This window comes from Kosakonia radicincitans DSM 16656, from assembly GCF_000280495.2.
Taxonomy (GTDB): domain Bacteria; phylum Pseudomonadota; class Gammaproteobacteria; order Enterobacterales; family Enterobacteriaceae; genus Kosakonia; species Kosakonia radicincitans.
Genome location: NZ_CP018016.1, coordinates 2,515,403 through 2,534,726, shown reverse-complemented (window position 1 = coordinate 2,534,726; position 19,324 = coordinate 2,515,403). Strand labels below are relative to the sequence as shown.

Annotated in this window: 22 protein-coding genes and 1 other annotated feature (1 of these 23 only partly in view); of the genes, 14 read left to right on the top strand and 8 right to left on the bottom strand. The window is 55.1% G+C overall.

What is annotated here, in order from left to right:
• Positions 1 to 92 (top strand) — a sequence feature (Trp leader region); it begins 3 nt to the left of the window's first position.
• A 22-nt stretch (positions 93 to 114) separates the two neighbouring features.
• The 5 genes from Y71_RS12320 to trpA are packed head-to-tail and all read left to right on the top strand — an operon-like array spanning position 115 to position 6,649.
• A complete protein-coding gene (locus Y71_RS12320) occupies positions 115 to 1,677 on the top strand; it encodes an anthranilate synthase component 1 (protein ID WP_007371923.1) in 1,563 nt (520 codons plus the stop codon).
• Positions 1,677 to 3,272, top strand: coding sequence for a bifunctional anthranilate synthase glutamate amidotransferase component TrpG/anthranilate phosphoribosyltransferase TrpD (gene trpD, locus Y71_RS12315; protein WP_007371922.1), 1,596 nt, complete (start codon positions 1,677 to 1,679; stop codon positions 3,270 to 3,272). The genes Y71_RS12320 and trpD overlap by 1 nt, the downstream gene beginning before the upstream one ends.
• 3 nt (positions 3,273 to 3,275) lie before the next feature.
• Entirely contained in the window at positions 3,276 to 4,634 is a 1,359-nt protein-coding gene (trpCF, locus tag Y71_RS12310; RefSeq protein WP_007371921.1) for a bifunctional indole-3-glycerol-phosphate synthase TrpC/phosphoribosylanthranilate isomerase TrpF, read from the top strand.
• A gap of 12 nt (positions 4,635 to 4,646) precedes the next feature.
• On the top strand, positions 4,647 to 5,840 hold the full coding sequence (gene trpB / locus Y71_RS12305) for a tryptophan synthase subunit beta (RefSeq protein WP_007371920.1): 1,194 nt from the start codon (positions 4,647 to 4,649) through the stop codon (positions 5,838 to 5,840).
• Positions 5,840 to 6,649 (top strand): tryptophan synthase subunit alpha, encoded by an 810-nt coding sequence (gene trpA / locus Y71_RS12300; protein WP_007371919.1) that lies wholly within the window; start codon positions 5,840 to 5,842, stop codon positions 6,647 to 6,649. The genes trpB and trpA overlap by 1 nt, the downstream gene beginning before the upstream one ends.
• A 20-nt stretch (positions 6,650 to 6,669) precedes the next feature.
• Here trpA and Y71_RS12295 read toward each other — a convergent pair whose 3' ends face one another.
• The gene (locus tag Y71_RS12295) at positions 6,670 to 7,137 is read right to left on the bottom strand and encodes a MarR family winged helix-turn-helix transcriptional regulator (RefSeq protein ID WP_035885521.1); all 468 of its coding nucleotides are present in this window, start codon (positions 7,135 to 7,137) and stop codon (positions 6,670 to 6,672) included.
• A 74-nt stretch (positions 7,138 to 7,211) separates the two neighbouring features.
• On the opposite strand from Y71_RS12295, the gene Y71_RS12290 reads away from it, so the two are divergent.
• Positions 7,212 to 8,150, top strand: coding sequence for a quinone oxidoreductase family protein (locus Y71_RS12290; RefSeq protein ID WP_007371916.1), 939 nt, complete (start codon positions 7,212 to 7,214; stop codon positions 8,148 to 8,150).
• Positions 8,151 to 8,160: 10 nt separating this feature from the next.
• Positions 8,161 to 9,465 carry a chloride channel protein gene (locus Y71_RS12285; RefSeq protein WP_007371915.1) on the top strand — a complete coding sequence of 435 codons (1,305 nt, stop codon included), beginning with the start codon at positions 8,161 to 8,163 and terminating at the stop codon, positions 9,463 to 9,465.
• A gap of 112 nt (positions 9,466 to 9,577) precedes the next feature.
• Here Y71_RS12285 and ompW read toward each other — a convergent pair whose 3' ends face one another.
• Positions 9,578 to 10,213: an outer membrane protein OmpW gene (gene ompW, locus Y71_RS12280; RefSeq protein ID WP_007371913.1), complete on the bottom strand. Its 636-nt coding sequence runs from the start codon at positions 10,211 to 10,213 to the stop codon at positions 9,578 to 9,580.
• Positions 10,214 to 10,492: 279 nt separating this feature from the next.
• Here ompW and Y71_RS12275 point away from each other — a divergent pair, with 279 nt between their 5' ends.
• From Y71_RS12275 to yciA, 4 genes are all read left to right on the top strand, one after another.
• A complete protein-coding gene (locus Y71_RS12275; RefSeq protein ID WP_071532002.1) occupies positions 10,493 to 10,897 on the top strand; it encodes a YkgJ family cysteine cluster protein in 405 nt (134 codons plus the stop codon).
• Positions 10,898 to 10,921: 24 nt separating this feature from the next.
• Positions 10,922 to 11,662 carry a YciC family protein gene (locus Y71_RS12270; protein WP_035885517.1) on the top strand — a complete coding sequence of 247 codons (741 nt, stop codon included), beginning with the start codon at positions 10,922 to 10,924 and terminating at the stop codon, positions 11,660 to 11,662.
• A gap of 51 nt (positions 11,663 to 11,713) precedes the next feature.
• Positions 11,714 to 12,256: a septation protein A gene (locus Y71_RS12265; RefSeq protein ID WP_007371910.1), complete on the top strand. Its 543-nt coding sequence runs from the start codon at positions 11,714 to 11,716 to the stop codon at positions 12,254 to 12,256.
• Between the two features lie 98 nt (positions 12,257 to 12,354).
• Complete coding sequence (gene yciA, locus Y71_RS12260; protein ID WP_007371909.1) at positions 12,355 to 12,756, top strand: acyl-CoA thioester hydrolase YciA; 402 nt, start codon at positions 12,355 to 12,357, stop codon at positions 12,754 to 12,756.
• 27 nt (positions 12,757 to 12,783) lie between these two features.
• Here yciA and tonB read toward each other — a convergent pair whose 3' ends face one another.
• The gene (gene tonB, locus Y71_RS12255) at positions 12,784 to 13,509 is read right to left on the bottom strand and encodes a TonB system transport protein TonB (protein WP_035885515.1); all 726 of its coding nucleotides are present in this window, start codon (positions 13,507 to 13,509) and stop codon (positions 12,784 to 12,786) included.
• Positions 13,510 to 13,726: 217 nt separating this feature from the next.
• Between tonB and Y71_RS12250 the strand changes: the two genes are divergently transcribed.
• The gene (locus Y71_RS12250) at positions 13,727 to 14,023 is read left to right on the top strand and encodes a YciI family protein (protein ID WP_007371907.1); all 297 of its coding nucleotides are present in this window, start codon (positions 13,727 to 13,729) and stop codon (positions 14,021 to 14,023) included.
• A 45-nt stretch (positions 14,024 to 14,068) separates the two neighbouring features.
• On the opposite strand, the gene Y71_RS12245 is transcribed toward Y71_RS12250, so the two are convergent.
• The 3 genes from Y71_RS12245 to Y71_RS30025 all read right to left on the bottom strand — a co-directional run bounded on the left by Y71_RS12245 (position 14,069) and on the right by Y71_RS30025 (position 15,287).
• Entirely contained in the window at positions 14,069 to 14,407 is a 339-nt protein-coding gene (locus tag Y71_RS12245; RefSeq protein ID WP_007371906.1) for an SMR family transporter, read from the bottom strand.
• 19 nt (positions 14,408 to 14,426) lie between these two features.
• The gene (locus Y71_RS12240) at positions 14,427 to 15,047 is read right to left on the bottom strand and encodes a LysE family translocator (RefSeq protein ID WP_007371905.1); all 621 of its coding nucleotides are present in this window, start codon (positions 15,045 to 15,047) and stop codon (positions 14,427 to 14,429) included.
• Positions 15,048 to 15,113: 66 nt separating this feature from the next.
• Positions 15,114 to 15,287, bottom strand: a complete 174-nt coding sequence (locus Y71_RS30025) for a YciY family protein (RefSeq protein WP_017457170.1) — start codon at positions 15,285 to 15,287, stop codon at positions 15,114 to 15,116.
• A gap of 139 nt (positions 15,288 to 15,426) precedes the next feature.
• Here Y71_RS30025 and cls point away from each other — a divergent pair, with 139 nt between their 5' ends.
• Together cls and Y71_RS12230 are read left to right on the top strand one after the other, a co-directional pair.
• Positions 15,427 to 16,887, top strand: a complete 1,461-nt coding sequence (gene cls, locus Y71_RS12235) for a cardiolipin synthase (RefSeq protein WP_007371903.1) — start codon at positions 15,427 to 15,429, stop codon at positions 16,885 to 16,887.
• A gap of 31 nt (positions 16,888 to 16,918) precedes the next feature.
• The gene (locus tag Y71_RS12230; RefSeq protein ID WP_007371902.1) at positions 16,919 to 17,248 is read left to right on the top strand and encodes an HI1450 family dsDNA-mimic protein; all 330 of its coding nucleotides are present in this window, start codon (positions 16,919 to 16,921) and stop codon (positions 17,246 to 17,248) included.
• Positions 17,249 to 17,302: 54 nt separating this feature from the next.
• On the opposite strand, the gene oppF is transcribed toward Y71_RS12230, so the two are convergent.
• Both oppF and Y71_RS12220 read right to left on the bottom strand, forming a co-directional pair.
• Positions 17,303 to 18,307: a murein tripeptide/oligopeptide ABC transporter ATP-binding protein OppF gene (gene oppF / locus Y71_RS12225; protein ID WP_007371901.1), complete on the bottom strand. Its 1,005-nt coding sequence runs from the start codon at positions 18,305 to 18,307 to the stop codon at positions 17,303 to 17,305.
• Positions 18,304 to 19,317, bottom strand: a complete 1,014-nt coding sequence (locus tag Y71_RS12220) for an ABC transporter ATP-binding protein (RefSeq protein WP_007371900.1) — start codon at positions 19,315 to 19,317, stop codon at positions 18,304 to 18,306. The genes oppF and Y71_RS12220 overlap by 4 nt, the downstream gene beginning before the upstream one ends.
• Positions 19,318 to 19,324: the final 7 nt, after the last annotated feature.

The following is a 19,324-nucleotide window of genomic DNA, read 5'->3' as shown; positions in this document are numbered from 1 at the left end:
CGCTGGTGGCGCACTCCCTGAACAGGGCTGTGAGATCACGTGCGCATTCAGCATACCGATACCCGGCCCGCTCACTCAGCGGGCTTTTTTTTGAACAAATTTATGAGAGCGACTATGCAAACGCAAAAACCAGCACTCGAACTTCTGACCAGCAACGCCGCATACCGCGACAATCCGACGGCGCTGTTCCACCAATTATGCGGCGATCGCCCGGCCACGTTGCTGCTGGAATCCGCCGATATCGACAGCAAGAATGATTTAAAAAGCCTGCTGCTGGTCGATAGCGCGCTGCGCATTACCGCGCTGGGTGACACTGTCACTATTAAGGCGCTCACCGCCAACGGCGCTTCCCTGCTAAATCTGCTCGATGCGGCGCTGACCGCCGGGGTTGAAAACACCGTGCTGACGGATGGCCGCGAATTGCGTTTCCCGTCGGTCAGCACGCTACTGGATGAAGATGCCCGCCTGTGCTCGCTCTCGGTATTTGACGCTTTCCGCCTGCTGCAAACGCTGGTGGACGTCCCGGCAGACGAACGCGAAGCGATGTTTTTTGGCGGCTTGTTTGCCTATGACCTGGTCGCCGGTTTTGAAGATTTACCGCAGCTTGCCCACGATCGTCGCTGCCCGGACTACTGCTTCTATCTCGCGGAAACATTACTGGTGATCGACCACCAGAAAAAGCAAACGCGTATCCAGGCGAGCCTGTTCAGCCAGGACGCCAGCGAAAAAGCACGCCTGCTTGAGCGTGTTAACGTCCTGCGCCAACAACTGGATCTGCCCGCAGAGCCGCTGCCGGTGCAGACCGTGACGCATATGCGTTGCGAGACCAATCAGAGCGACGAAGAGTACGGTGCCGTTGTACGGGAGATGCAGAAAGCGATTCGCAGCGGCGAAATTTTCCAGGTTGTCCCGTCGCGCCGTTTTACGCTGCCTTGCCCCTCGCCGCTGGCCGCTTATGAAGTGCTGAAAAAGAGCAACCCCAGCCCGTATATGTTTTTCATGCAGGACGATGATTTTGCCCTGTTCGGCGCCTCGCCGGAAAGCTCACTGAAATATGACGCCAGCAACCGCCAGATTGAGATCTACCCCATCGCCGGAACGCGCCCGCGCGGTCGTCGCCCGGATGGTTCTCTGGATCGCGATCTCGACAGCCGTATCGAACTCGATATGCGTACCGACCATAAAGAACTTTCTGAGCACCTGATGCTGGTCGATCTGGCGCGTAACGATCTGGCTCGCATCTGTACGCCTGGCAGCCGTTATGTTGCCGACCTGACAAAAGTGGATCGTTATTCATACGTTATGCACCTGGTTTCCCGCGTGGTGGGCGAACTGCGTCAGGATCTGGATGTGCTGCACGCTTATCGCGCCTGCATGAACATGGGAACGCTTAGCGGCGCACCGAAAGTCCGCGCTATGCAACTGATTGCCCGGGCCGAAGGCGCACGACGCGGCAGCTATGGCGGCGCTGTCGGTTACTTCACTGCTCACGGCGATCTGGATACCTGCATTGTCATTCGTTCCGCGTGGGTTGAGGACGGTATTGCCACCGTTCAGGCCGGCGCCGGCGTGGTACTGGATTCTGTACCGCAGTCTGAAGCCGATGAAACCCGTAATAAAGCTCGCGCGGTTCTGCGCGCTATTGCCACTGCACACCACGCACAGGAGACGTTCTGATGGCTGACATTCTGCTGCTCGATAATATCGACTCTTTTACTTACAACCTGGCGGATCAGCTGCGTGCAAGCGGACATAATGTGGTGATTTATCGCAACCATGTACCCGCACAAACTTTAATTGACCGTCTGGCAACGATGCAAAACCCGGTGCTGATGCTGTCACCAGGCCCGGGCGCGCCGTCTGAAGCAGGCTGTATGCCGGAAATGTTGACGCGTCTGCGCGGCAAGTTACCGATTATTGGTATCTGCCTTGGGCACCAGGCGATTGTCGAGGCCTACGGTGGCTATGTCGGCCAGGCCGGTGAAATCCTGCACGGCAAAGCCTCCAGTATTGAACATGATGGCCAGGCGATGTTTGCCGGTTTAAGCAATCCATTGCCGGTGGCGCGTTACCATTCGTTGGTTGGCAGCAATATTCCCGCAGGGTTGACCATCAATGCGCATTTCAACGGCATGGTGATGGCGGTACGTCACGATGCGGATCGCGTCTGCGGCTTCCAGTTCCATCCGGAATCGATCCTCACCACGCAGGGCGCACGCCTGCTGGAGCAGACGCTGGCCTGGGCGTTGCAGAAACTGGAGCAGAGCAACACACTGCAACCGATTCTGGAGAAACTTTACCAGGCGCAAACCCTCAGCCAGCAAGAGAGCCACCAGCTCTTCTCGGCGGTGGTGCGCGGCGAGCTGAAACCTGAACAACTGGCCGCAGCGCTGGTCAGCATGAAGATCCGCGGTGAGCACCCGAACGAAATTGCCGGTGCCGCTACGGCGCTGCTGGAAAATGCCGCGCCCTTCCCGCGCCCGGATTATCCGTTCGCGGATATCGTCGGTACCGGCGGCGATGGCAGCAACAGCATCAATATTTCCACCGCCAGCGCGTTTGTCGCTGCCGCGTGCGGGCTGAAGGTCGCTAAACACGGCAACCGCAGCGTTTCCAGCCGTTCAGGTTCATCCGATCTGCTGGCCGCATTTGGTATTAATCTGGATATGAATGCCGACAAATCGCGCAACGCGCTGGATGAACTTGGCGTCTGCTTCCTGTTTGCGCCGAAATACCACACCGGTTTCCGCCACGCAATGCCGGTACGTCAGCAGTTGAAAACCCGCACCCTGTTTAACGTGCTGGGGCCGCTCATCAACCCGGCGCATCCGCCGCTGGCATTAATTGGCGTTTACAGCCCGGAGTTGGTGCTGCCGATTGCGGAAACCTTGCGTGTTCTCGGTTATCAGCGCGCTGCCGTCGTGCATAGCGGCGGGATGGATGAAGTGTCATTACATGCGCCGACGCTGGTTGCGGAGCTCAATAACGGTGAAATTAAAAGTTACCAGTTGACTGCCGAAGACTTCGGCCTGACGCCTTATCATCAGGAACAGCTTGCGGGCGGCACGCCGGAAGAAAACCGTGACATTCTGACGCGCTTATTACAAGGTAAAGGCGAAACTGCTCATGAAGCCGCTGTGGCCGCCAACGTCGCGGTGCTGATGCGTCTGCACGGCAACGAAGATTTGCGGGCCAACGCGCAGAAAGTACTGGATGTGCTGCACAGCGGAGCAGCCTACGACAAAGTCACCGCACTTGCGGCAAGAGGATAAAAGATGCAGACCGTTTTAGCGAAAATCGTCGCCGATAAAGCCATATGGGTTGCGGCGCGCAAGGAGCAACAACCGCTGGCCAGCTTCCAGAACGACGTCGTGCCGAGTACACGCAGCTTCTACGATGCCCTGCAAGGAACACGGACCGCCTTTATTCTGGAATGCAAAAAAGCGTCGCCGTCCAAAGGCGTTATCCGTGACGATTTCGATCCGGCGCGCATCGCCGGCGTTTATAAACATCACGCTTCGGCGATTTCCGTACTGACCGATGAGAAATATTTCCAGGGCAGTTTCGATTTTCTGCCCATTGTTAGCGCCATCGCGCCACAGCCGATCCTGTGCAAAGATTTTATTATCGACCCATATCAGATCTATCTGGCGCGTCACTATCAGGCCGATGCCTGCCTGCTGATGCTGTCAGTGCTGAATGACGAACAGTATCGCCAGCTTGCTGCCGTGGCCCACAGCCTGAAGATGGGCGTGCTGACTGAAGTGAGTAACAAGGAAGAATTGCAACGTGCCATTGCGCTGGAAGCGAAAGTGGTTGGCATTAATAACCGCGATCTGCGCGATCTGTCGATTGATCTCAACCGTACTCGCCAGCTTGCACCGCTTCTGGGTAAAGGCGTCACGGTGATCAGCGAGTCCGGCATTAATACTTACGCCCAGGTTCGCGAACTAAGCCACTTTGCCAATGGTTTCCTGATTGGTTCGGCGCTGATGTCGCATGACGATCTCGATGCCGCCGTGAAACGCGTGCTGCTCGGCGAGAACAAAGTTTGCGGATTGACTCGCGCCGAAGATGCCCGCGCCGCCCATGAAGCGGGCGCGATTTACGGTGGATTGATTTTTGTCGCCTCCTCGCCGCGCGCCGTCTCCGATGAACAGGCGCAGGCAGTAATGCAGGGCGCGCCGCTGCAATATGTCGGCGTGTTCCGTAACGCCCCGGTTGACGATGTGGTGGCGAAAGCAAAAGCGCTGGCACTTTCTGCGGTGCAGTTACACGGCAGCGAAGATCAGGCCTATATTGACGCTCTGCGCGCGGTATTGCCTGCACAGACGCAAATCTGGAAAGCGCTAAGCGTCAGCGACACCCTGCCGCCACGTAACTTACAGCAGGTCGATAAATATCTCTTCGACAACGGCCAGGGCGGCAGCGGCCAAAGCTTCGACTGGTCACTGCTGGCCGGCGAACCGCTCGATAATGTGCTGCTGGCTGGCGGCCTGAGCGCAGATAATTGTGTGCAGGCGGCGAAAACCGGCTGTGCCGGACTCGATTTTAATTCAGGCGTGGAGTCGGAACCGGGTGTTAAAGATGCCAGCAAACTGGCTTCGGTTTTCCGTACACTGCGTGCTTATTAAGGAAAGAAGAGAATGACAACACTATTGAACCCATGGTTTGGCGAGTTTGGCGGCATGTTTGTTCCACAGATCCTGATGCCCGCGCTGCGCCAACTGGAAGAAGCGTTTGTCAGCGCCCAGAGCGATGCGGATTTTCAGCGCCAGTTTAACGATCTGCTGAAAAACTACGCCGGACGTCCGACTGCGCTGACGAAATGCCAGAACCTGACTGCCGGTACCCGCACCACGCTGTACCTGAAACGTGAAGATCTGCTGCACGGCGGCGCGCACAAAACCAACCAGGTTCTCGGTCAGGCGCTGCTGGCAAAACGGATGGGCAAAACCGAAATCATTGCAGAAACTGGCGCGGGGCAACATGGTGTTGCATCGGCGCTTGCCAGTGCTCTGCTCGGTCTGAAGTGCCGCATCTATATGGGCGCAAAAGATGTTGAGCGCCAGTCGCCGAACGTCTTCCGTATGCGTCTGATGGGTGCAGAAGTGATCCCGGTACACAGCGGCTCCGCCACGCTGAAAGACGCCTGTAATGAAGCGCTGCGCGACTGGTCCGGCAGCTACGAAACCGCGCACTATATGCTCGGTACTGCCGCTGGCCCACACCCGTTCCCGACCATTGTGCGTGAATTCCAGCGCATGATCGGCGAAGAGACCAAAGCGCAGATCCTCGAAAAAGAGGGACGCCTGCCGGATGCCGTGATTGCCTGCGTCGGCGGCGGCTCAAATGCTATTGGCATGTTTGCCGATTTTATCGATGAAACCAGCGTTGGTCTGATTGGCGTTGAACCGGCCGGTCACGGTATTGAAACCGGCGAACATGGCGCGCCGCTGAAGCACGGCCGCGTGGGTATCTATTTCGGCATGAAATCGCCGATGATGCAGACCGATGAAGGCCAGATTGAAGAGTCTTACTCCATCTCCGCCGGGCTGGATTTCCCGTCTGTCGGGCCGCAACATGCGTATCTCAACAGCATTGGTCGCGCTGATTATGTGTCGATTACTGACGACGAAGCGCTGGACGCTTTCCAGGTGCTGAGCCGCCATGAAGGGATTATTCCGGCGCTGGAATCTTCGCACGCCCTCGCCCATGCGCTGAAAATGATGCGCGAAAACCCGGATAAAGAGCAGCTGCTGGTGGTTAACCTCTCCGGCCGCGGCGATAAAGACATCTTCACCGTACATGACATCCTGAAAGCGCGAGGGGAAATCTGATGGAACGCTACGACAACCTGTTTAAACGGCTCGCCGACCGGAAAGAAGGCGCTTTCGTTCCCTTCGTTACGCTGGGCGATCCGTCGCCGGAACAGTCGCTGAAAATTATCGATACGCTGATCGAAGCTGGCGCGGACGCGCTGGAACTGGGGATCCCCTTCTCCGATCCGCTGGCCGACGGCCCGACGATCCAGAGCGCGACGCTGCGCGCTTTCGCCGCAGGCGTTACGCCGACTCAGTGCTTTGAAATACTGGCAACTATCCGTCAGAAGCATCCGACCATTCCAATTGGCCTGCTGATGTACGCCAACCTGGTGTTCAGCGGCGGCATTGATGAGTTTTATGCCAAATGCGAAAAAGTCGGTGTCGATTCCGTGCTGGTGGCCGATGTGCCCATTGAAGAGTCTGCCCCCTTCCGTCAGGCGGCGATGCGCCACAATGTTGCGCCAATCTTTATCTGCCCGCCGAATGCCGATGATGAACTACTGCGCCAGATTGCCTCTTATGGCCGCGGTTATACCTATCTGCTGTCGCGGGCTGGCGTAACCGGTGCGGAAAACCGTGCGGCGCTGCCGTTGCATCACCTGGTGGAAAAACTGAAGGAATACCACGCTGCGCCGCCGTTGCAGGGCTTTGGTATCTCTGCGCCGGATCAGGTTGCCGCTGCGGTGAACGCAGGCGCAGCGGGCGCGATTTCCGGCTCGGCGATTGTCAAAATCATCGAAAAAAATCTGCAAAACCCTACAGCGATGCTGGCTGAGCTGAAAGAGTTTGTTCAGAGTCTGAAAGCCGCTACGCTGCCGCGTTAATTCTGTTGCCGCCTGTTCGCTCAGGCGGCTTCTTCTTGCTTCAGTAGTGTCTGCGCATACTTCTGGACCAGCCGGAACAGCGACTGAACATCATCGGGTTCCCAGCCGTCGAATGTCGCATTCATCAGCCGCTGCCGCGCTGCATCAATTTTCATTGTCATCGCTTTGCCCTCTTCGCTGATGGTGAGTTCGCTCACCCGTTTGTCCTGCGGCTGACTTTTTTTCACCACCAGCCCGGCCTGCTCCAGTTTTTTCACCTGGCGGCTTACCGTGGTGTAATCCCGTCCGACACGGTTAGCCAGTTCAACCACGCCAATGGGGCCAAAACGTTCAACCGTCACCAGCAGCGGAAACAATACCTGATCAAGGGTGATATCTGCCGCGCGCATCAGCGCCATATCACGTAACGGATGATTCATCACGCCAATAATAGTGAGTAACGCGCGATGGAAGTCATCGATGTCATAATTAATATGTGCATTTTGCATATAAATTCCTGATGGTGTAGAGTGGCAATCTCAATATGTGCATTTTACACATAAACCCTGACGGAGAGAATTCTATGTACGCAGCCATTGTCCACCAGACCAACCAGCCCCCAAGTTATGCCAGCTTCGCCATGCCTGAAGCCCGACAGGGCGAGTGTCTGATCACCGTTAACGCCGCCGCGATAAGTCATGTGGTGAAAAGCCGCGCATCAGGCCAGCATTACAGTTTTGATGGTGCGCTACCCTTTGTGCCGGGTATTGATGGCGTCGGCACACGACCAGATGGCCAGCGTGTCTGGTTTGCTTTTCCGCGCGCGCCATGGGGCAGCATGGCAGAGTTTGCGCCAGTTGCGGAACAGCACTGCATCCCTCTGGTGGATGGGCTGGACAGCATCAGTGCCGCGGCGATGGCAAATCCGGGCATGTCAGCCTGGGCCGCACTGGTAAGCCGCGCGGGCCTCCGTCGCGGTGAAACGGTGTTGATCAATGGCGCAACAGGCAGCGCCGGACAACTTGCGGTGCAGATTGCCCGCTACCTCGGCGCGGGGAAAATTATCGTCACCGGGCGTAACGCCGCCGTTTTGCACAGTCTTGGCGCAGATCACGCGATCAATCTGACGGATGAGAGCGAAGCGCTGCGCCAGCAATTCGCTGGCGCCTTCGCGACTCCTGTCGATGTGGTGGTGGATTATTTGTGGGGTAGTAGCGCAGAACTGATCCTCACCGCCGCCGCGAAGGCAAAATCGCCAACCCGCTTTGTTCAGGTGGGTGCGCTTTCCGGGCAGGATATCCGTTTGTCCGGCGCCTGGCTGCGCGCAGCGCCGATCCAGTTGATGGGCAGCGGCATCGGTAGTTTATCGTTACCTCAGCTGCTGCAAGCTACCGCAGAGATGTTCGCCGTGGCGCTACCGGCGCAACTGCGTATTGCCACTACGCCTGCGCCTCTGAGTGACGTTGAAACTGCCTGGCTGCGTGATGACAGCCAGAAAAGAACCGTTTTTGTTATCAGCTAATGGTAACCCATTGTTAAAAGGTTCATATTTTCTGTGGAATAATGACCGTGACGCTGGTTATACAGAGAGTGAATCGATGAGTGACACACCTTCCCCCTGGCCGCGGCGCTGGATAGCGCTGCTGCTGACTGGCCTGCTTTCCGGCGCGTCAGGCATGCTAATTGCGCTACTGCTGCATGAAATCCAGCATCTGGTGTTTGGTTACAGTCAGCAATCACTGATTGGCGGCGCGCCGTTTCTGCAAGGCGTTACCGATGCCAGTAACCTGCGCCGTTTTGCCGCACTGACCGGTGCCGGTGCAATTGCCGGCTGCGGCTGGTGGTTGCTGGCGAGATATGGTAAGCCCCGGGTAAGCGTTACGGCGGCGCTCGGCGAAAAGGGTCGCCAGATGCCAGCGGGTACCACAATCTGCCATGCCCTTTTACAGGTGGTGACGGTGGCGATGGGCTCGCCGCTGGGACGTGAAAGCGCGCCGCGAGAAGTGGGCGCGCTGTTTGGCGGCAACATTGCCCGGCGTAGCGGCCTCAATGCACAGGAAACCCGGATGGTGATCGCCTGTGGTGCAGGAGCCGGGCTGGCTGCGGTTTATAACGTCCCGCTGGCCGGTGCGATTTTCACGCTGGAAGTGTTGCTGGTGACCATCGCCTGGGATGCGGTGATTGCCGCAACGGTCAGTTCCGCGCTGGCGGCGTTTGTCGCCTCTCTGGTGCTGGGCAACGAACGTCAGTACCAATTTATTGCGCCACCTGCACCAGTGTCATTAATCGTTTGGGCGGCGCTCTCCGGCCCGCTGTTCGGTTATGCCGCTTGCCAGTTTCGCCGCATGACGCGACAAGCGCGCGGCCAGGTGAAAAGCAACTGGCAGATGCCGCTATTCTGTTTACTCGCCTTTGCCTGCCTCGGTTTGTTCTCCATCTGGTTTCCGCAACTGCCGGGCAACGGCCGCGGGCCGGTGCAGCTCAGTTTTGGCGGCGGTGTCACTCTGCCGCTGGCCGCCATGCTGATTGGCCTGAAAGTAGTGAGTATCTGGATGGTGCTACGCGGCGGCGCGGAGGGCGGCCTGCTGACGCCCGGCCTGGCGATTGGCGCACTGCTGGGCGCGCTGATGTATCTACTTGTCGGCCCCTTCTTCCCTGGGGGCAGTATGGGAGAATTTGCTCTCACCGGCGGTGCCGCGTTTCTGGCGTCATCCATGCAGATGCCGCTGACCGCCATTGTCCTGCTGATGGAATTTACCGGCATGGACTTCAGCTTTTTTGTCCCTCTCACCTTGTGCGTGGCTGGCGCGTATATGACCTGCCGCTACGTGGAGTGATCCCGACGACTAATTACCGTGCAGTGATTAAATGGATTTGGCGGTGTAAAAGCCACGAACGCAGAGATAAACGGGGAAACTGGCCGCAAGCTGGGCCAGTTTCCAGCCGGACTCAAAAACGATAACCCGCAGAGAACATAAATACCCACGGATCCAGGCGAGTGCTGACACTCTGCTGAGCGCCATTGGCCTTGAAACGCACATCCGTATCAATATCCATATACCAGACCGACATGTTGATTAACCAGTTGCTATTGATCAGATAGTCCAGCCCTACTTGCCCTGCCGCGCCCCATGAATCTTTCAGGCTCAGATCGGAAAGCCCGGCTGCTTTACCGGTGTCGTTAAATTTTTCGTCAAAGAAAGTGGTGTAGTTGATACCCGCGCCAATATACGGACGGAATTTGCTTTTCGGATCACCAAAGTACCACTGCGCCATCAGCGAAGGCGGCAAATGATGCACGGTTGCGATATCGCCCGTAGGGCCAGTGCCTACGCGGTGGCGGAACGGCGTCGCAGCCAGCAGTTCAATACCCACATTGTCCGTTGCCATCCATGTCATCGTCACACCCAACTGGGTGTTATTGCTGACATTAAAACTACCAAGACTACCCAGAACATTATCCGAACCTGCCGTTGGACGGACAGTCGCGGAACCGGCACGAATAAAGAATTCGCCCGCGTCATGCGCATACGCGCCGCCGGAAAGCGAACTCAGGACTAATGCTGCCACAGCTAATTTTTTCATATCCACTCCGTAATTGTGGTTTTTATCGCGACGTGAATATACCCATAACTGAGTACAAAGTGATCCAACCCAGATCACACTTAATCCCATAATTTAACATTCATTGATCTGAGTTAATTTTCATCCTCATGCCACCCCCTTAATTTTTGTATTTAAATCAATTTTCACTTTTTCAGGCATGAAAATTTTCCACCTTAGCCATCTTGTACGCCAGTAAGCGCAGAGATAATTTAGTGGCCTGACAATTCGTCTTGATACGTTGTGAAGTGCAGGTGTGCTATGAGCGATCTCAATCCGTGCATGTCGTGCGGAGCATGTTGTGCGTATTTTCGTGTCTCTTTTTACTGGGCTGAAGCGGATGACGCTGGCGGCCCTGTCCCGGCTCAACTTACAGAGCCACTAACCCCCTTTTTACGCTGTATGAGCGGCACTAATCAGAAACAGAGCCGCTGCGTGGCGCTGGAGGGGACCCCCGGCGAATCGGCCCGTTGCAGTATCTATGAAGGAAGACCATCACCTTGCCGGGAATTTGCGATGTCTGGCGAGAATGGCGAAGTGAATGAAGCCTGCGATCGCGCCCGCGCACGTTACGGATTAGCGCCTCTTTACAAAGATATGCTTTTCCATACAAGCCATGATGCTGCCACTGAGCCACTATTCGGGGTACAATCGCCGACAATTTGATACCGCAATACTCAAGGAGAGTGCATGTCTATCACGGCGAAGTCCGTTTACCGTGACACGGGGAATTTTTTTCGTAATCAGTTGATTACCATTTTGCTGATTGCGCTGCTGTGCGCATTTATCACCGCAGTCATTGGGCACGCGTTTTCACCCACTGACGAACAACTCTCCATTTTAACGCAAGGGGATAACCTGGCGGGCAGCGTCGGCTTGTTTGAACTGGTGCAAAACATGACGCCAGAGCAACAGCAGGTGCTGCTGCGCGCCTCGGCAGCATCGACCTTCTCCGGGCTTATCGGCAACGCGATTCTGGCAGGCGGCGTTTTGCTGCTGATCCAGATGGTTTCAGCCGGTCAACGCGTCAGTGCGCTGCGCGCGATTGGTGCCAGCGCGCCGGTGCTGCCAAAGCTGTTTTTATTGATCCTGTTGACCACCTTTATGGTGCAGATCGGCATCATGTTTATCATTGTTCCGGGCGTGATTCTGGCTATTCTGCTCTCCTTCGCCCCCGTCATGCTGGTACAGGATAAAGTGGGGATTTTCGCCGCCATGCGCAGCAGTATGCGTCTGAGCTGGCGCAATATGCGTCTGGTAGCTCCGGCGGTCATAAGCTGGCTGCTGGCAAAAACAGTTCTGTTAATGTTCGCGCACAATTTCGCGGTTTTCACCCCGGAAGTAGGCGCAGTTATCGCGAATACAATCAGCAATTTGATCTCGGCGGCGCTGCTTATTTATCTGTTCCGCCTCTATATGCTGATGCGCTAATGATTGTTCCGGCAGCCCGCTCAGGGTTGCCCCTGTTTATGGAATCGTAGAATGAAGCAGTTTCTTGATTTTCTTCCGCTGGCGCTCTTTTTCGCAGTTTACAAACTTTACGATATTTTCGCCGCGACCAAAGTATTGATTATCGCCTCAGCCATCGTGCTGATTTATTGCTGGATCCGTTACCGCAAAGTGGAAAAAGTAGCGTTAATCACGTTTGTGCTGGTTGCCGTGTTTGGCGGATTAACCATCAAATTCCACGACGTTGAGTTTATTAAGTGGAAAGTAACGGTGATTTACGGTTTGTTTGCTGTCGCGCTGTTGTTCAGCCAGTGGGTGATGAAGAAAACCCTGATCCAGAGCATGCTCGGGAAAGAGCTGACGCTGCCCGCAGCCGTCTGGTCACGGCTGAACATCGCCTGGGCACTATTCTTTATCGTTTGCGGGCTGGCGAATATCTACATTGCTTTCTGGCTGCCGTTTGATGTTTGGGTCAATTTCAAAGTGTTTGGCCTGACGATTCTGACGCTGGTGTTTACCGTGCTCAGCGGTATTTACATCTACCGCCATATGCCGCAGCAGGATGATAATTCCTGAAAACTGAAGCCAGGCCAGCGCCTGGCTTTTTTCTTCCCGAACGCCCCGTATTCGTAGTAGCATCGCGCCAGAAATCCCTCATCACAGAAGAGATAATAATGACCACCATTCAGGAAACTCCTCAGGGAGAACTTGTTTTACGCACATTAGCAATGCCAGCAGATACCAATGCTAACGGAGATATCTTCGGCGGCTGGTTGATGTCACAAATGGATATGGGGGGCGCAATCCTGGCAAAAGAGATTGCGCACGGACGCGTGGTCACCGTGCGGGTGGATGGCATGACCTTCCTCCGGCCGGTTGCCGTCGGCGACGTGGTGTGCTGCTATGCGCGCTGCGTGAAACGCGGGAATACTTCCGTCAGTATCAATATGGAAGTGTGGGTAAAAAAAGTCTCTTCTGAGCCCATTGGCCAGCGTTACAAAGCCACCGAGGCGCTGTTTATCTATGTCGCGGTTGATAAAGAAGGGAAACCTCGCCCGTTACCGCAACAGTCATAAAAAAAGCCTCCTGACGGAGGCTTTTTCTTATTCCATTGACGCCCCGCCATTCAGGCGGAATACCACATTAACTATCAGTCCTGAACCGGGCTTACCGGCTTCGTAGCGCCATTTCCGCATAGCCGCTTTCACTTCACGTTCGAACATGTTTGCTGGCTGTGCAGACAGAACTTCAACATTCTCGACGCGGCCATCGGCCGTAACGTCAAATTTCACCCGCACACGACCTTCAATACGCAGCGCCTGCGCACGCGCCGGATATTGCGGCTGGTTACGACTCAGCGCGCGGGGACCAGCAGGCACAGACGGCGCTGGCGTGGAGGACGCCGACGGTGTCGGATTAGCCACCGGACGCGCTGGCGCGTTGTTGTTAAACGGTGATGCCGGACGCGACTGTGCCGGTTTCACCTCCGGCTTCGGCTGCTCGACCTTTTTCTCCGGTTTCGGTTTTGGCTTCGGCTTAGGTTTCGGTTTTGGCTTTTCAATCACTACCGGGGCTTCTTTCGGCGGCTCCACTACCGGTTCCGGTTCGGGTTCTGGTTCCGGTTCGACGACAGGTTGTGGCGGTTGCACTACCTGCGGCGGTTCGAGTTCAGCTGGCGTTACCATCGTCACAGAGATAGGCTGTGCGGGTGCGGGCAATTCAACAACCTGATGTACCGATGTATAGAGCAGACCCGCCACGACGGCTCCGTGAATACCGACGGACAACAGCGTCGGCCAGGGAAAGCGGCGAGGTAAATCAAGGGTCATTGAAGTCATAATCGTGTCAGTTAAAAAACCAGGGCTCAATTTTAAATGCAAATAGCAATCATATTCAACAAGCCATCGCATTCACTGGTTATTTTCTCTCTGATAGGGTAAAAAACCGCACTTTTTACACGCATATTAATGTCAGTGCATCTTTACATTGCAGTCGCATTCCCTTTCACATACGGTATGCCTTTCTGATAAGTAAGGAGCTCTTCCCGTGCTTTATGTGATTTTTGCTGAAGATGTTGCTGACTCGCTTGAGAAACGTTTATCCGTGCGCCCTGCCCATCTGGCGCGACTGCAGCTGCTGCGTGACGAAGGCCGTTTGCTGACTGCTGGACCGATGCCAGCGGTGGACAGTAACGACCCTGGTGCCGCAGGTTTTACCGGTTCAACGGTGATTGCAGAGTTTGAATCGCTTGAGGTGGCAAAAGCCTGGGCGGATGCCGATCCCTATGTTGCCGCTGGCGTGTACCAGAACGTTATTGTTAAGCCGTTCAAAAAGGTTTTTTAAAACTTAAGACCCGCCAAAGATGGCGGGTCCTTCTGGTTACAACGATTAATGAGCAACACTTTTGGAAAAAAGATTAATGATAACCACACCGGCAATAATCAACCCCATCCCCAACATTGCCGGAAGATCCAGTTTCTGACCGTGAACCAACCAGCCAACAATCCCAATCAATACGATCCCGGCGCCAGACCAGATGGCGTAAATAATTCCCGTCGGGATGGTGCGCATCGGAATCGTCAGGCACCAGAACGCGATGCAATACCCCGCAATGCTAATGATACTGGGCAGCAGCCGGGTAAAGCTGTCCGATGATTTCAGTGCGGTGGTGGCAATCACTTCAACAACAATGGCGATACCAAGGAAAATAAGCGCTTCTTTATTCATTTTGTCCAACTTATATCCGTTAACGCTTGCTCATGGCCAGGCGGGTAGCAAACAGCAGGAACACCATGCCGGTACTGCGATCCATCCAGCGTATCACTCTCTCTTTACGCAAGAATGACGACAGCGGGCGGGTCGCCGAAATTAATACCGTTGACCAGCAGGAGCCCAGCACAACATGAATCATGACCAGGCCGAATGTCCAGGCAATCAGCGGCTGCCCGTGCGGAATAAATTGCGGCAAAAAAGAGACGTAAAAGATGCCGACTTTAGGATTCAGCACATTACCCAGCATGCCTTTTATAAACCAGTTTTGTGCTTTAGTTTGCGTCCCATTGTCTGTAGCCAGTGAACCGCGGGGACGTAACAGCATATTCAGCCCCAGCCAGCAGAGATAAGCGGCGCCGCAATATTTCAGGATGTTATAAGCGAGTTCAGAAACCGCAATCAGCGCGCCAAGGCCGAAGGCAACCATCGCCCCCCAAATCAGGCATCCGGTATTGATACCAAGCGCGGCTTTGAATGCCTGCTTACGCCCTTCCACCGCCGCCGTACGCAGTATCAGCGCGGTATCAAGCCCGGGTGTTAACGTCAGCAGCGTTGCCGCAAAAGTGAATGCAAGAAGACTATCAAGAACCGACATGCTGCCTCTCCTGTAGATAAAAGAAAGCCCTAAAACGACCGCGGGCACCTTATCGGTGCCCGGGTATCAAAGATCGTAAATGGCGAACAACAGCACATTACGATGGCGATTTACGCCGCATTTTCTGATGGCGTGGATGCGCATATTGCGGCGTGATTGCGCTTCCAGCCAGCGGGCTTTACGGCGGCTCATCTGCCGAAGCATACGCCAGCGCCCCACTTCCGTTCGACTACGCTTCATTTTTACAACTCTGAACAAAACAGAGAGGCCATTATAGTCCGTCGTTTTTCCCAGACCAGTGCTTTTCCGCGTTTTTATTTGCCAGATGAATGCGGATGCGTAAACTCATGAGATGTGGTTTTTAAAAGGATTTTTATCTATGTCCGCTTTTTACACCGTAATGAGTTGGCTGATCGTCTTAGGTTACTGGCTACTGATTGCTGGTGTAACCCTGCGTATTTTAATGAAACGGCGGGCGGTAACATCGGCGATGGCCTGGCTGTTAATTATCTATATTCTGCCACTGGTTGGGATTATCGCCTATCTCTCGCTGGGCGAATTGCATCTCGGCAAACGCCGCGCCGAACGCGCCCGCGCCATGTGGCCTTCTACCGCCAAATGGCTCAACGATTTAAAAAACTTTAAACACATCTTCGCACAGGAAAACAGCAGCGTTGCTTCCTCATTATTTAAATTGTGCGAACGGCGCCAGGGCATCGCGGGCGTTAAAGGCAACCAGTTGCAACTGCTGACATCCAGCGATGATGTGATGCAGGCGCTGATCCGCGATATTCAGCTCGCCAGGCACAATATTGAGATGGTGTTCTACATCTGGCAACCCGGCGGAATGGCCGATCAGGTGGCAGAATCGCTGATGGCCGCAGCACGACGCGGCGTGCACTGCCGTCTGTTACTCGACTCTGCGGGTAGCGTGGCATTCTTCCGTAGCCCCTGGGCTGCGATGATGCGCAATGCGGGCATCGAGGTGGTCGAGGCGCTGAAGGTGAATCTGATGCGCGTTTTTTTACGTCGTATGGATTTACGCCAGCACCGCAAGATTGTGCTCATCGATAACTATATTGCTTACACCGGCAGCATGAATATGGTCGACCCGCGCTTCTTCAAACAGGACGCCGGCGTCGGCCAGTGGGTCGATTTGATGGCGCGAATGGAAGGCCCGGTTGCCACGGCGATGGGCATCGTTTACTCCTGCGACTGGGAGATTGAGACCGGCAAGCGCATTCTGCCACCGCCGCCGGATGCCAATATCATGCCGTTTGAAGAAGCCAGCGGGCATACGATTCACACAATTGCCTCGGGGCCAGGGTTTCCCGAAGATTTGATTCACCAGGCATTACTGACCGCCGTTTACGCCTCACGTGAATACCTGATCATGACCACGCCCTATTTCGTACCCAGTGACGACTTGCTGCACGCCATTTGCACGGCGGCGCAGCGCGGTGTCGATGTGAGCATTATTCTGCCGCGCAAAAACGACTCGGTGCTGGTCGGTTGGGCCAGCCGCGCCTTCTTCACTGAGTTGCTGGCGGCCGGGGTGAAGATTTATCAGTTTGAAGGCGGTCTGTTGCACACCAAAAGCGTGCTGGTTGACGGCGAATTGAGCCTTATTGGCACCGTGAACCTCGATATGCGCAGTTTATGGCTGAATTTTGAGATCACGTTGGTTATTGATGATGCCGGTTTTGGCGGCGATCTGGCGGCGGTGCAGGACGATTATATCTCCCGTTCCCGGTTACTTGATGCGCGGTTGTGGGTAAAACGTCCATTCTGGCACCGGATTGCTGAACGACTGTTTTACTTCTTTAGTCCGTTGCTGTAAAACGTGCCCAACAGACATGAAGAGGTAAATCATGGAAATGGATCTGAACAACCGCCTGACCGAAGACGAAACGCTCGAACAGGCTTATGACATCTTCCTCGAACTGGCGGCGGACAACCTTGACCCGGCGGACATCATTCTTTTCAACCTGCAATTTGAAGAGCGTGGCGGCGCAGAGCTGTTTGATCCAGGCGAAGATTGGGCGGAGCATGTCGACTACGATTTAAACCCGGATTTCTTTGCTGAAGTGGTGATCGGGCTGGCAGACACCGACGGTGGCGAACTCAATGACATCTTCGCGCGTGTTTTGCTGTGCCGTGAGAAAGATCATAAACTTTGCCATATTCTGTGGCGCGAATAAGCTGCCGTGGAAGTAAAAAGGGCTGACAAATGTCAGCCCTTTTTTATGCATCGCTTATAACGGGTCGACTTTCAGGCAAGAGACCGCATGGCGGAAACTGCCCTCCAGTACCGGACGCGTCTGCGCGCATTCCGGCCCGGCAATCGGACAACGGGTACGGAAGACACAACCTGACGGTGGGTTAATCGGCGACGGTAAATCCCCTTCCAGTAACTGGATAGTTTTATTCTTTTCCAGATCCGGATCGGGAACCGGCACGGCAGACATCAGCGCTTTGGTGTACGGGTGTAGCGGGTTCTGATACACCTCATCGTAAGTACCTAACTCAACGGCGTGTCCGAGGTACATCACCAGCACGCGATCGGAGATGTGCTTCACAACGGCCAGGTCATGGGCGATAAAAATCAGTGACAGCCCCATTTCACGTTGCAGTTGTTGCAGCAGGTTCACCACCTGCGCCTGAATCGACACATCCAGTGCGGATACCGGCTCATCGCAGATAATCAGCTTGGGTTCAAGAATCAGCGCGCGGGCAATACCAATACGCTGACACTGACCGCCGGAAAACTCATGCGGGTAGCGGTTGATCAGGTTCGGCAACAAACCGACCTTCATCATCATCGTTTTCACGCGATCGCGCACTTCCTGACGCGACATTTTCGGGTGATAGGTGCGCAACGGCTCGGCAATGATTTCCCCGATAGTCATACGCGGGTTCAGCGACGCCAGCGGATCCTGGAAAATCATCTGGATATCACTGCGCACATCGCGCCACTCTTCCGGTTTCATGCCCAGCAGATCTTTACCCAGCCAGGCAACTTTACCGTCGGTAGCTTTTACCAGCCCGATAATGGCGCGGGCAAAGGTCGATTTACCGCAGCCGGACTCACCGACCACGCCGAGGGTTTCCCCTTCGTACAGACGCAGGGTGACGCCATCGACTGCTTTCAGGGTTTTTGCCGGTTGCCAGAACCACTGTTTGCCGTCTTTGATATCGAAATGCACCTTCAGATCGGCGATTTCCAGCAGCACTTTTCTCTCTTCGGTCATCGCGTTCATACCAGTTCCTCTACCGACTTAAAGCAGGCGCGCAGGCGGCCCGGGGCAAACTGCTCCAGCGGTGGAGCACTGTTACAGATTTCCATCGCATGCGGGCAGCGAGGCTGGAACGGACAGCCTTTCGGCAGACGCAGCAAGTTCGGCGGATTGCCCGGAATGGTCAACAGCGCTTCACCTTCAGCGTCCAGACGCGGTACAGCACTTAACAGACCGATAGAGTAAGGATGAGACGGATGGTAGAACACATCGCGCGCGTTGCCATATTCCATGGTGCGCCCGGCATACATCACCAGCACTTTATCGCAAATCCCGGCAACCACGCCGAGGTCATGGGTGATCATGATAATCGCGGTGTTGAATTCACGTTTCAGTTCATTCAGCAAAGTCATGATCTGCGCCTGTACGGTCACATCCAGCGCGGTGGTCGGCTCGTCGGCAATCAGCAGTTTCGGCCGGCACAGCAACGCCATCGCGATCATCACACGCTGACGCATACCACCGGAAAACTCATGCGGATACATACGCATGCGCTTACGCGCTTCCGGCATTTTCACCGCATCGAGCATTTTAACGGATTCTTCAAACGCTTCCGCTTTGCCTATGCCTTTATGCAACATCAGGACTTCCATTAACTGCTCGCCAACCCGCATATACGGGTTCAACGAGGTCATTGGATCCTGGAAAATCATGGAGATCTGTTCGGCGCGCAGTTTGTTCAACGCCTGTTCCGGCAAATTGAGGATCTCTTTACCGTTAAACGTCGCAGAACCGCCAATGCGACCGTTAGCCGCCAGCAGCCCCATCAGCGCAAATGCAGTCTGCGATTTGCCGGAGCCGGACTCACCAACGATACCCAGTGTTTCACCCGCACGCAGCGAGAAATTGAGATCGTTGACCGCCGTAACATCGCCATCCGGCGTCTGGAAGGTGACCCGCAAATCTTTGACATCCAGCAGAAGGTCCGATTGCTGCCGCGTCGTGGACGCTAATGAGGTTTCAGTAATGCTCATGACAGCA